Below are 12,360 nucleotides of genomic sequence, written 5' to 3' on the forward strand. Positions count from 1 at the left end.
TAGGGGCAAAGTTTCACGTGGCTAGGGGCCGTAAATCCGTAACAATCCGCGAAGTGGCGGAAGATGCAGGCGTGTCTTTGCAAACGGTCAGCCGTGTCATCAATGATGGCCCGAATGTACGCCCGCAAATGCGCGACAAGGTGCAGGCCTCGATTGATCGGCTCGGCTATGTCCCCTCGCTCGCCGCCCAGCGTATGAGCGGCTCTCGGTCTTACATCATCCTTGCGATCAATGACCGTGAGCGCACCTTGCAGGACTGGCGCGAGCGGCAGGGCACTGACTGGGTTGACCAGATGTTGCTCGGCGGGATCCTGACATGTTCCAAGCACGGCTATCGCATGATGGTTGAGCTGGTCGACACACATATCGATCATGTCGAGCGGGAACTGGGCGCGACCATTTCTGCCCTGCAGCCCGATGGCGTGATTCTGACGCCGCCGCACTCGGAAAACAAGCTGATCACCGAACTGCTGGAGGGGCGCAACATTCCCTTCGCACGGATCGGTTCGAAGGAAAGCGGGGCGGGTATTCCGCTGACTATGGGCGATGAAGGCGCAGCCTATCTTGCCACCAACCGCCTGATCGAGCTGGGTCACAAGAAGATCGGCATCATCGCTGGTCCTAAGCAATACAGTCTGAGCGGATGGCGCGTTGACGGGTGGAAGCGCGCACTAGAGGAAGCAGGACTGAGCAGTGACGGGCTGAATGAGCGGGGCGACTTCAGCTATCAGTCGGGCACCCAGGCAGCGCGCGCCTTGCTCGATCGCAATCCGGATCTGTCGGCGATTATCGGGTCGAGCGACCAGATGACGCTCGCCGCGCTTGCCGTCGCGCAGGATCGCGGGCTGCATATCCCGCGCGACCTGTCGATCATCTCCTTCGACAACACGCCGATTGTGCGCTTCTCACGCCCGCCGCTGACTGCGATAGATCAACCGATTGCCGAGACGGTTTCGATTGCGGTCGAGCAGCTCATCACCAATGGCGGCAAGCCGCATCATGGCGATGTGATCGATGTGAAGGCGGGCCTTGTTGAGCGCGCGTCCATCGGTCCGGGACCGAAAGCGGCTTGACTGCAGCCACCGCACCGCAGGCGCGGCGTCAACCGCTGTGGTTCTTGATGCTATTCGCACTGGCGGCCGGAGGGGGCTCGGTTGCCTATGTCCCGCTTTTGACGGTTCTGCTGCCGCTTGAAATCACCCAATTGCGCGGGAGCGAGGATGTGCCCGCGCTCGCGTGGGTGACATTCTTCGGCGCGATTATTGCAAGCCTCTCGAACATTGCCTTCGGCATGCTGAGCGACTGGAGCAAAACCCGCCTGCCTTGGGTTGTCGGGGGACTAATCACTTCGAGTCTGCTGCTAATCGGGATCGGCCATGCGCGCGATCTGATCGAGCTGATTGTGCTGATTATGGCGTGGCAGCTGGCGCTCAACATGATGCTCGCCCCGCTGGTTGCGTGGGCCGGTGACTGCTTTCCTAATAGTCAGAAGGGCATGCTGGGAGGGGCGCTGTCACTGGCGCCTGCTCTTGGGGCGATGGCCGGGTCGCTGGTCACTTTCGAAACGTTTGTTGGCGTTGAATATCGCCTTGAATTGGTTGCTGTGATTGTTGCGACCCTGGTCTTGCCGGTCATTGTGCTGGGCAAGGGCAGGGTGCAGGCCGAGTTGATGGAGGATCGCCCGCAGGCGCAAGACGACGCCGCTCCTCTGATGCGGTCAATCGTTGTGCGGATGTGGATCGCACGTTTCCTTGTGCAGATTTCCGAGGCTGGCTTGTTCGCATTCCTGCTGTTCTGGTTGCGCTCGCTATCAGCTGGAATTCATGAAAATGCGGCGGCCAATATCTTTAGTATTGTGCTGATTGTGTCAGTCCCGCTCACCATATTGTGCGGGCGCTGGTCGGACCGTTCGGAGCGACCGATTCTGCCGTTAGCGGTCACAGCGCTGCTTTCCGCCGCCGGACTGAGTGTGATGGCGGCATCGGGCGGGTTGCAAATGGCGATTGCAGGCTATGTCGTGTTTGGGATTGCGGCGTCGATTTTCCTCTCGCTCCATACCGCGCAAACGCTGCGAGTTTTGCCAAAGCCGCGCCATCGCGGGCGCGACATGGGTGTGTTTAATCTAACAAATACAATGCCGTCTATGGTCATGCCGTGGCTGACCCTAGCGTTGGTTCCGGGTTTTGGATTTACCGGCCTGTTTGCGCTATTCGCCAGCCTTTCGGTGATCGCGGCTCTGCTTTTAGCCACCGCGCCTGTGCGCCGCTAACCGCTTCACCCTTGCATTGATCCGTGAAAATTGTAGTGTCTTGAGAACGTTCTCATTTTGAGAGACTGAGACATCAAAGGTCTTGGGAGGGACTGCGAAAATCATGCGTAAGAATGCACGGCTTTTTCTGGCGGGAGCAGCAATGGCTGCGCTGCTGACCGGCTGCACTATGGCACCGGCTGAGACGGCGAGCAGTGTTGCCCCAACAGCAACGCCCGAAATGTCCGAAGACGCCATTATTGCCGACCTCGTTTCGCGCATGAGCCTTGAACGCAAGGTCGCGCAATTGATCCAACCGCAGATCAATTCGGTGACGCCACAAGAAATGCGTGAATACCGCTGGGGCAGCTATCTCAATGGCGGCAATGGCGGGCCTTATGGCGATGAATTCGCTCCGGCTTCGGAGTGGCTGCGCCTTGCTGACGAGATGTGGGATGCCTCATCCGCGCCGCTGGATGGTGATGAGCCCGTCATCCCGACAATGTGGGGCACCGACGCGGTTCATGGCCACACCAATGTGATCAGCGCCACAATCTTCCCGCACAACATCGCGCTCGGAGCGACCCGCGATACCGACCTTGTGCGTCAGATCGGCGCGGCCACTGCGACCGAAATCGAAGTGACCGGGATCGACTGGAACTTCTCTCCCACTGTGGCCGTCGCGCGCGATGATCGTTGGGGGCGCTCTTATGAAAGCTACTCCGAAAATCCCGAGCTGGTTGCACAAATGGGCGCGGCTCTGGTCGAAGGATTGCAGGGAACTCCGGGCGCAGACGACTTTCTTGGTCAAGGCCGTGTCATCGCCACTGCAAAGCACTTCTTCGCAGATGGAGGCACCGATCAGGGTGTCGACCAAGGCGACGTCAATGGAGACATCGACGAGCTGATGGCAATTCACGCCGTTCCCTATCCGATGGCAATCGACGCCGGCGTTGAAACCATCATGGCCAGCTTCAACTCGATCAACGGCGTCAAGATGCACGGCAACGGCGATCTTCTCACCGGCGTGCTGCGCGAAGAGATGGGCTTTGAAGGTCTGGTCGTCGGCGACTGGAATGCGCACGGACAGATCGAAGGTTGCACTGTCTCTGATTGCCCTGATGCTCTGCTGGCGGGTCTCGACATCTACATGGTGCCTGATGATGCGGTTGCTTTGCATGCGAGCTTGGTCGCTCAGGTGCGCGATGGCACAATCCCCGAGGCGCGCGTTGATGAAGCTGTGTCCCGTGTCCTTCGTGTAAAACTGCGCGCGGGGCTGCTTGGGCCGGATGCGCTGCGTCCTTCGGCGCGGCCCAATGCGGGCGAATATGACAAGCTGGGAATGGCCCCGCACCGCGCCGTGGCACGCGAAGCGGTCGCAAAGTCGCAGGTGATCCTCAAGAACGAGGGTGTGCTGCCTTTGCAGGCGGGCGCGAATATCCTCGTCGCCGGTTCTGCGGCTGACAGCATTGCGCAGGCCTCGGGCGGGTGGACGCTTACCTGGCAGGGCGGACGCGAGCTGACCGACGACTATTTCCCCGGTGCGACCTCGATCTGGGCGGGCATCGAAGAGGCTGCGGGCGAAGCAGGTGGCTCCGCCACGCTTTCGCCAGACGGCAGCTTCGGCGAGCGGCCCGATGTCGCCATCGTCGTGTTCGGCGAAGAGCCCTATGCAGAATTTGCCGGTGACCGGAAAAACCTTCTGTTCGCTGACGAGGAAGGGCTGGCTCTGCTGCGCTCATTCGAAGAGCAGGGCATTCCTGCTGTCGCAGTCTTCCTTTCGGGCCGTCCCATGTGGGTCAACCGCGAACTCAACGCGTCGGATGCGTTTGTAGCTTCGTGGCTTCCGGGCAGCGAAGGCGCAGGTATTGCCGATGTTCTGTTCGGCAAAGTTCCCGCAACTGGCACTCTGTCATTCAGCTGGCCGAGCGGCTGCGAAGGCGCTCCGCTCAACGGCTCTGAAGGGGCGCTGTTTCCATACGGCTATAATCGGTCGCTCGATGACACCTCCGCGCTTGGTGCGCTTGACGAAAGCTGCGGCTTCCTTGGCGATGGGATGGCAGCAGACTGGTATGCCAATGGCCGTCTTTCGGCAGGCATCACCGCAAGCGCAGGCGGCACCGCTTTGCCGAACCTTCGCGGCGAAGCGGGCGGAGTGGTCGCGCGCGGTATCGACAAAGACCGTCAGGAAGACGCGCGCGAGTTGACTTTTGGCCCCGGCGCAGCCCTGACAATCGCGGGTGAAGGTGAGGGCGTCTATGTCATCACCTACAACCTGCCTTCGGCTCCTGCGGGCACTGTCACAGTGACAAGCGGCAGCGCGGTTGATGATGTGACCCGCAGACTGACTGTCGCAGCCGGCAAGGGTTGGCGCGAGATGGTGCTGACCGAAGCATGCCTTGGCGAGCTGGGCGATGGCATCACCATCGCCACCGACGCACCGATGCAGTTTTCGGTCTCACAGATTTCGCGGCGCAACTTGCCCGAGGGGACCGAGTGCTCGTTCTAGGCGGGCGCGGATAAACAGGATTGCGGCAGGATCAGCGGGACGCCGGTGATCGGGCGCGATAGAGGGAGATACGACGCGGGAGCCTAATCCCGCGCGTCAGGGGAGTGAAACGGCGATGACGCTGGAGACAATCGATATAATCATCATCGCGGGCTACGCGCTCGCGCTGCTTGGCATTGCAATATTTGTGAGCCGTGAGCCCAAGGGGCACAAAAAGAACACCGAGGATTACTTCCTCGCAGGTCGCGCGCTGCCATGGTGGGCAATCGGTGCCTCGCTGATCGCGTCGAACATTTCGGCCGAGCAGATCGTAGGCCAATCGGGTCAGGGATTTGCCATTGGCGTCGCGATTGCGGCCTATGAATGGCAGGCGGCGATTGTCCTGTTGATCGTGGCGAAATACTTCCTGCCGATCTTCCTCAAGCGCAAGATCTACACCATGCCGCAATTCCTCGATCAGAGGTTCGGGCACGGCGTGAAGAACCTGATGAGCGTCTACTGGGTCGCGCTGTACACAGCCGTGAACCTTACCGGTGTCCTGTGGTTGGGCGGCCTGACGATCAGCACGCTGACAGGCGGCGAGGTTATCTATTCGATGATGGCGCTGGCAGGCTTCGCCGCGCTCTATTCGCTCTATGGCGGGCTGAAAGCGGTCGCGCTGACCGACATTATTCAGGTTGTTATCCTGATCATCGGCGGGCTTGCGATCACGTGGTTCGCGCTTGATGCGCTTCCTGCTGATGGCGCAATGGGCGGCTTCAGCTATCTCATGCAAGAGATGCCGGGCCACTTCGAAATGATCCTTGAACCCGGTGACAATGGCTATGACGCTTTGCCGGGTATCTGGACGCTACTGGGCGGACTGTGGGTGCTGCATTTTAGCTATTGGGGTTTCAACCAATACATCATCCAGCGTGCGCTGGGCGCAGAGAGCCTGGGCGAGGCGCAGAAGGGGCTCGCCTTCGCTTCGTTCCTGAAGCTGCTGGTGCCTTTCATCGTTGTGATCCCCGGCATCGCTGCGGTCATCCTTGCACAGCAGGGCATGTTGGACGGTGATGTGCTGGCAGAGCGTTCGGACCAGACATACGGGCAGCTGATGGGCTTTGCGCCTGCCGGTTTGCGCGGACTGGTGTTTGCGGCCCTTATCGCAGCTGTCGTCTCGTCGCTGGCCTCTATGATGAACTCGATCTCTACGATCTTCACCATGGACCTGTATCGCAGCTGGCGTCCCGAGCAGGCTGAACAGCACTACGTGACCGTGGGGCGCCTTTCGGCCTTCGGCGCGATGGTGCTGGCACTGATCCTGGCCGAGCCGTTCCAGGGCAGCTTTGAAAGCGCGTTCCAGACGGTGCAGGAATATACTGGCTTTATCGCTCCGGGCGTGGTCGTGGTCTTCCTGCTTGGCTTCTTCGACAAGCGGAGCAATTCGACTGGCGCATTCACAGCACTGTTCGGTTCGGTTGCGCTCAACTTCGCCCTGAAGTTCGGTGCCCCCGATCTCGAATTCATCATCCGCATCTGGATCGTGTTCGTTGTGTCGCTGATTGCAGCCGTGGTCGTCTCGCGTTTCACGCCAGCTCCGGAAGAAGAGCAGACTGTTAAACTGCGCGACATCGCCTTTGCGACGAGTACGTTGTTCAACACACTCGCGGCGCTGACTGTCGCGATCCTCATCGGGCTTTACGTCTGGCTCTGGTAGTCCCCTGGAGACAAACGCTAAAGGCGATATGAAGACGAAAAGGGGTGCGAAATGCACCCCTTTTCTTTTTGGCTTACGCATCACGAGAGCGCGAAGATCGTCAATACTCCGTCAGGAGAGTTTGCGAACTGTAGAAGTTCGTGTAGAAGTATTCAAAATCAAAACAGAACGGGCCGTTATTTAATTCTTTTCTACCTTGGGGGGAGTAATGGCTCAATCACTTAACGATCCGAAAGCGTTTTTTGACGCGTGCCGCAGTTCGGTCATGGGACCGAAGCTTGATCAGCGCGAAGTGTCAGGAACCAACGATGTCATCGGCGGTCTCGATGGACTGCCTGTTTCTTGGGCCGCCTATGCGCTCGCGACAGCGTGGCATGAAACCGCGCATACGATGCATCCGGTGCGCGAAGCATACTGGCTGAGCGCTTCAGCTGCGAAGAGATACTTCATGCGCATGTATGATCCCAGCGGCAAACGACCAAAACTGGCAAGAGCGAACGGGAACGTCCGGGTCGGCGACGGACCCAAGTTTTGCGGACGCGGCTATGTGCAACTGACATGGGCCAACAATTACAAGAAGGCTGGCAAACGCATCGGAGTCGACCTCTATGACCATCCTGAACTCGCGCTTGATCCGAACAACGCAGCATTGATCATGCGTTACGGTATGGTCGAAGGCTGGTTCACCGGAAGGGCGTTCAAGACCTACCTCCCATCGTCAGGAATGGCGAAACGGAGCGCCTTCTATCAGGCGCGCCGGATCATCAATGGACTGGACAAGGCATCGTTGATCGCGGGATACGCGATCGAGTTCCAGGCTGCTCTCGTCAAAGGAAAGTGGGGGTAGAATAATTGGTCGGGAAGAGAGGATTCGAACCTCCGGCCCCCGCCTCCCGAAGACGGTGCTCTACCAGGCTGAGCTACTTCCCGACTCAATGCCGCAGAGCCAATGGTTCTGCGGGGTAGGGGCGCGCGTATAGGTGTGGATGGGCGGGGTGGCAAGCGGCCATTTCGCGCTTATAGACTTCCTATGTCTGACCCAAAAGAATCCGGCGTGAATCCCCACCCCGAACAGCAATATCTCGACCTGATGCGCCACATCTGGGAGCAAGGCAGCGAGCGTGTTGACCGTACTGGTGTGGGCACCCGCTCAATTGCTGGCGCGATGCTGCGCTATGACCTCGCAGGCGGCGCCATGCCGCTGCTCACAACCAAGCGGGTCTATTGGAAAACCGCCACGCGTGAGATGCTGTGGTTCCTCACTGGCGAGACCAATATCCGCCCGCTGGTGCTGCAAGGGGTGAAGATCTGGAACGAGTGGCCGCATGCGCGCTACATCAAGGAAACGGGCGAGAAGATCGCGCTCGACGACTTCGTTCAGCGGATTGCCGATGATGAGGCGTTTGCCGTGCGCTGGGGTGATCTTGGACCGGTCTACGGCAAGCAATGGGTCGACTGGCCGACTTACCGCTATCGCAAGGATGGCCTCTACGAGCGCGGCCCCGGCATCAATCAGGTCGCCGAAGTGGTCGAGAGCCTAAAGACCAACCCCGGCAGCCGCCGCCACATCATCGAAGGCTGGAACGTGGCCGAGCTTGACCGGATGGCGCTGCCGCCCTGTCACAAGACCTATCAGTTCCATGTGAGCGGAAACAGACTCAATTGCCTGCTCTACCAGCGCTCTTGCGACGTCGCGCTCGGCCTGCCGTTCAACCTGTGGTCGGCTGCGCTTTTGACTTGCATGATGGCGCAGCAGACGGGTCTCGAACCGGGTGAGCTGGTGTGGATGGGCGGGGATGTGCACCTGTACATGAATCACGCGCATCTGATCGAAGAACAGCTCTCACGCGAGCCTTCGGGCAAGCCCGTTTTCGAAATCACCCGAAAGCCTGAAACAATTTTCGATTACAAAATTGAGGATTTTGTAGTGCATGATTACGCGCCGCAGGCTCCGATCAAGGCCCCTGTTGCGGTCTGATAGCATGTCCTTGACCGCGCTTTGCGGCTGACTTACCCGCTCCCAACAAGCCCTCACTGACGCAGCGTAAACACGCGCATTCACGGGCGGCGCTATGACTCTTTCTGGGAGAGCACCCCTATGGCCGATTCGGCCGATCCGACCCCTCAAGGTGGCAATCGCCCCAAGCTCGCGCTGCATGTGCCCGAGCCAAAGTTCCGTCCGGGCGACCAGGCGGATTTTTCCGATATCGATATTGGCCAGCCTGGAGACCAGCCGCGTCCTGACGAAAGCACCAAGCCAGAGGACATGAAAGACCTCGCCTATGGCCTCGTGCGGGTGCTGGGCGATGACAACAAAGCGCATGGGCCTTGGGATCCGAAGCTCGATCCTGACACGTTGCGCACAATGCTCGGCCATATGGCAATGGTGCGCGCGTTCGATGAACGCATGTTCCGCGGTCAGCGGCAGGGCAAGACGTCGTTTTACATGAAGTGCACTGGCGAAGAGGCGACCAGCGTCTCTGCGTCGATGGCGCTGGCGAGCGACGACATGGTGTTTCCTTCGTACCGCCAGCAAGGCATCCTGATCGCGCGCGGCTATCCGCTGATCGAGATGATCAACCAGATCTATTCGAACAAGGGCGATAAGCTGAAAGGCCGCCAGCTTCCGATTATGTATTCGAGCCGCGAGCACAGTTTCTTCTCGATCTCGGGTAACCTCGCGACGCAAACACCGCAAGCGGTGGGCTGGGCCATGGCGAGCGCGATCAAGGGCGACAGCCGGATTGCGGCAACATGGGTGGGCGAGGGCTCAACGGCGGAAGGCGACTTCCACTCGGCCTGCACCTTTGCGGCCGTCTACAACGCGCCGGTGATCCTCAATGTGATCAACAACCAGTGGGCGATCTCAAGCTTTAGCGGCTTTGCAGGCGCAGAGCGCACCACCTTTGCCGCTCGCGCCTTGGGCTATGGCCTTGCGGGCCTTCGCGTCGATGGCAATGATGCGCTTGCCTGCTATGCCGCACAGCAATGGGCAGCGAACCGCGCTCGCGCCAATCAGGGGCCGACGCTGATAGAGTTCTTCACCTACCGCGCAGAGGGGCACTCCACATCGGACGATCCATCGGTTTATCGCAGCGCGCAAGAGCAGGATGAGTGGCCGCTTGGCGATCCGGTGATGCGGCTCAAGAACCACATGATCGCGATCGGTGAATGGGACGAGGAACGCCACGCTGCGATGGACCTCGAAGCCGCTGAACTGGTCAAGAAGACCACCAAGGAAGCCGAAAAGAACGGCATTCTGGGTCACGGCTTGCACCACCCGTTCCACACTATGTTCGAAGACGTGTTTGAAGAGCTGCCTTGGCATCTTGAGGAACAGGCCGCGCAGGCGACCCGTGAGCGCAAAATCAAGTGGCCCGACAGCCACCCCAAAGATGGAGCGGGCAAATGAGCGCAGACGTGAAAACCGACGCCCCCGCAGAGGCAGTCGAAGAGCGCCGGATCAATATGATCGAGGCGATCAACGAAGCGCTCGACACAATGCTGGCGCGCGATCCCGATGTGATCGTGATGGGCGAGGATATCGGCTATTTCGGCGGCGTGTTCCGTTGTACCGCCGGCCTTCAGGAGAAGCACGGCAAGACCCGTGTGTTCGACACCCCGATCAGCGAATGCGGAATTATCGGTGTCGCAGTGGGCATGGGCGCATACGGCCTTCGCCCGGTCCCCGAAATCCAGTTTGCCGACTACATCTATCCGGGCCTCGATCAGCTGATCTCCGAAGCCGCGCGGCTGCGTTATCGTTCTGCAACCGAATATATCGCGCCGATGACGGTGCGCTCACCCTTTGGCGGCGGCATCTTTGGCGGGCAGACGCACTCGCAATCGCCAGAAAGCATTTTCACCCACGTATCGGGGCTGAAGACTGTGATCCCGTCAACGCCCTACGATGCCAAGGGGCTGCTCATCAGCTGCATCGAAGACAATGATCCGGTGATCTTTTTCGAGCCCAAGCGTATTTATAACGGACCGTTTACCGGCTTTTACGACAAGCCGGTCGAACCGTGGAAGAAGCATCCCGACAGCGCCGTGCCCGAAGGGTATTACAAAGTCCCGCTCGGCAAGGCGCGCCATGTGGCCGAGGGCGAAGAGCTGACCGTGCTGGCCTACGGCACCATGGTTCACGTGGCTGAGGCCGTGTGCCGCGAGAAGGGTATCGATGCCGACATTCTCGATCTGCGCACGCTGGTTCCGCTCGACATTGAAGCTATCGAAGCTTCGGTGAAAAAGACCGGACGCTGCCTGATAGTGCACGAGGCAACCCGCACCAGCGGCTTTGGCTCGGAACTGTCGGCGCTGGTCACAGAACGCTGTTTCTACCACCTCGAAGCGCCGGTTGAACGCGTCACCGGTTTCGACACACCCTATCCGCACAGCCTCGAATGGGCCTATTTCCCCGGCCCGGTTCGTATTGGCGAAGCAATCGACAAGATTTTGAAGGACTGACCCGATGGCCAAGTTCACTTTCAACATGCCCGATGTGGGCGAAGGCGTGGCCGAGGCGGAGATCGTCGAATGGCACGTCAAGGTCGGCGACACGGTTTCCGAGGACCAGCATCTGGTCGACGTGATGACCGACAAGGCGACGATCGACATCGAAAGCCCGGTTGACGGCACAGTGGTCGAAGTGGCTGGCGAAGTCGGCGATGTCATCGCGGTTGGCTCGATGCTGCTCGTGGTCGAGGTCGAAGGTGAGGTTTCCGAGGAAGCGGAAGAGGAAGCGTCTACTTCTGAACCCGCGCCCGCTTCGGAGCCGGCTCCAGCACCCGAACCGGCACCGACGCCCGCACCGGCGCCCGCTCCCTCTCCGGCACCCGAGCCAGAACCCGCGCCTGCGCCAGCATCGGCAAAAGTCCTCGCCAGTCCCGCAGTGCGCCAGCGCGCGCGCGATCTCGGCATTGATTTGGGCGAAGTGAAGCCTGCCGATGATGGCCGCGTGCGCCACGGCGATCTCGATCAGTTCCTTGCTTACAATTCGGGCGGCGGCTTTGCGCCTGCGGGCCAGACACGCACGGACGAGCCGATCAAGGTGATCGGTCTGCGCAAACGGATCGCCCAGAATATGAGCGCGGCCAAGCGCAACATTCCGCACTTCACCTATGTCGAGGAATGCGACGTCACCGCGCTTGAAGCGATGCGCGCCGACCTCAACAATGCGCGCGGTTCAAAGCCCAAGCTGACAATGCTTCCGCTGCTGATCAGTGCCTTCTGCAAGCTCATCCCCAGCTATCCGATGATCAATGCCCGCTATGATGACGAAGCAGGCGTAGTCACGCGCCATGGCTCGGTGCATCTCGGCATGGCGACGCAGACCGACAATGGCCTGATGGTGCCGGTGATCCGCGACGCGCAGGCGCGCAATCTGTGGCAGCTCGCAAACGAGATCGGCCGCCTGGCCAATGCCGCGCGCGATGGTTCAGCCAAGTCAGAGGAGCTTTCCGGCTCGACACTGACTGTCACTTCACTCGGGCCGCTTGGAGGCGTTGCAACCACTCCGGTCATCAACCGCCCTGAAGTTGCGATCATCGGCCCTAACCGCATTATCGAGCGTCCGATGTTCGTGCGCCAGCCTGACGGGAGCGAGCGGATCGAGAAGCGCAAGCTGATGAATATCTCGATTTCCTGCGATCACCGTGTGGTCGACGGTTTCGATGCGGCCAGCTTTATTCAGGACGTGAAAAAGCTCATCGAAACACCGGTCTTGCTGCTGTCTGATTAAGGCGGGAAAATAAGTTCGCTTTTTGCGAATAGGGCCGTTGACAGCCTATGTGCACGGCCCTATTTGCGCGTCTCCCAAGTGGCTGCGCGGGTGTAGCTCAGTTGGTTAGAGTGTCGGCCTGTCACGCCGAAGGTCGCGGGTTCGAGTCCCGTCACTCGCGCCAC

General features: G+C 59.8%; 9 protein-coding genes and 2 tRNA genes. 10 read left to right on the forward strand and 1 reads right to left on the reverse strand.

The genetic code is table 11. The annotated features are described in order from the left end of the window. The first annotated feature begins 17 nt into the window (after positions 1-17). The 5 genes from Q0887_RS03165 to Q0887_RS03185 all read left to right on the forward strand — a co-directional run bounded on the left by Q0887_RS03165 (position 18) and on the right by Q0887_RS03185 (position 7,303). Positions 18-1,073 (forward strand): LacI family DNA-binding transcriptional regulator, encoded by a 1,056-nt coding sequence (locus tag Q0887_RS03165; RefSeq protein ID WP_299192276.1) that lies wholly within the window; start codon positions 18-20, stop codon positions 1,071-1,073. Further along, positions 1,070-2,269 (forward strand): MFS transporter, encoded by a 1,200-nt coding sequence (locus Q0887_RS03170; protein ID WP_299192277.1) that lies wholly within the window; start codon positions 1,070-1,072, stop codon positions 2,267-2,269. Before Q0887_RS03165 ends, Q0887_RS03170 begins: the two co-directional genes overlap by 4 nt. A 103-nt stretch (positions 2,270-2,372) precedes the next feature. Beyond that, entirely contained in the window at positions 2,373-4,757 is a 2,385-nt protein-coding gene (locus tag Q0887_RS03175) for a glycoside hydrolase family 3 protein (protein WP_299192279.1), read from the forward strand. 115 nt (positions 4,758-4,872) lie between these two features. Further along, positions 4,873-6,456, forward strand: coding sequence for a sodium/sugar symporter (locus Q0887_RS03180; protein ID WP_299192281.1), 1,584 nt, complete (start codon positions 4,873-4,875; stop codon positions 6,454-6,456). A gap of 208 nt (positions 6,457-6,664) precedes the next feature. Then, positions 6,665-7,303 carry a glycoside hydrolase family 19 protein gene (locus Q0887_RS03185; protein WP_299192282.1) on the forward strand — a complete coding sequence of 213 codons (639 nt, stop codon included), beginning with the start codon at positions 6,665-6,667 and terminating at the stop codon, positions 7,301-7,303. A gap of 6 nt (positions 7,304-7,309) precedes the next feature. On the opposite strand, the gene Q0887_RS03190 is transcribed toward Q0887_RS03185, so the two are convergent. Further along, positions 7,310-7,386: transfer RNA gene (locus Q0887_RS03190), tRNA-Pro, on the reverse strand. 100 nt (positions 7,387-7,486) lie between these two features. Between Q0887_RS03190 and thyA the strand changes: the two genes are divergently transcribed. The 5 genes from thyA to Q0887_RS03215 all read left to right on the forward strand — a co-directional run bounded on the left by thyA (position 7,487) and on the right by Q0887_RS03215 (position 12,359). Beyond that, positions 7,487-8,434 (forward strand): thymidylate synthase, encoded by a 948-nt coding sequence (gene thyA, locus Q0887_RS03195; RefSeq protein ID WP_299192283.1) that lies wholly within the window; start codon positions 7,487-7,489, stop codon positions 8,432-8,434. Between the two features lie 120 nt (positions 8,435-8,554). Beyond that, positions 8,555-9,868, forward strand: coding sequence for a thiamine pyrophosphate-dependent enzyme (locus Q0887_RS03200; RefSeq protein WP_299192284.1), 1,314 nt, complete (start codon positions 8,555-8,557; stop codon positions 9,866-9,868). Next, positions 9,865-10,923, forward strand: a complete 1,059-nt coding sequence (locus Q0887_RS03205) for an alpha-ketoacid dehydrogenase subunit beta (protein WP_299192285.1) — start codon at positions 9,865-9,867, stop codon at positions 10,921-10,923. Before Q0887_RS03200 ends, Q0887_RS03205 begins: the two co-directional genes overlap by 4 nt. Positions 10,924-10,927: 4 nt before the next feature. Further along, entirely contained in the window at positions 10,928-12,196 is a 1,269-nt protein-coding gene (locus Q0887_RS03210; RefSeq protein WP_299192286.1) for a dihydrolipoamide acetyltransferase family protein, read from the forward strand. Between the two features lie 86 nt (positions 12,197-12,282). Next, positions 12,283-12,359, forward strand: a tRNA-Asp gene (locus tag Q0887_RS03215). Position 12,360 lies beyond the last annotated feature (1 nt).

The sequence above is a fragment of the uncultured Erythrobacter sp. genome, assembly GCF_947492365.1.
Classification (GTDB): Bacteria; Pseudomonadota; Alphaproteobacteria; order Sphingomonadales; family Sphingomonadaceae; genus Erythrobacter.

Excerpts from the sequence above, each read along its gene's own strand:
- Q0887_RS03175 (WP_299192279.1), top strand. The coding sequence starts at position 2,373 with ATGCGTAAGAATGCACGGCTTTTTCTGGCGGGAGCAGCAATGGCTGCG.
- Q0887_RS03210 (WP_299192286.1), top strand. The coding sequence starts at position 10,928 with ATGGCCAAGTTCACTTTCAACATGCCCGATGTGGGCGAAGGCGTGGCC.
- Q0887_RS03180 (WP_299192281.1), top strand. The coding sequence starts at position 4,873 with ATGACGCTGGAGACAATCGATATAATCATCATCGCGGGCTACGCGCTC.
- Q0887_RS03185 (WP_299192282.1), top strand. The coding sequence starts at position 6,665 with ATGGCTCAATCACTTAACGATCCGAAAGCGTTTTTTGACGCGTGCCGC.
- thyA (WP_299192283.1), top strand. The coding sequence starts at position 7,487 with ATGTCTGACCCAAAAGAATCCGGCGTGAATCCCCACCCCGAACAGCAA.
- Q0887_RS03200 (WP_299192284.1), top strand. The coding sequence starts at position 8,555 with ATGGCCGATTCGGCCGATCCGACCCCTCAAGGTGGCAATCGCCCCAAG.
- Q0887_RS03205 (WP_299192285.1), top strand. The coding sequence starts at position 9,865 with ATGAGCGCAGACGTGAAAACCGACGCCCCCGCAGAGGCAGTCGAAGAG.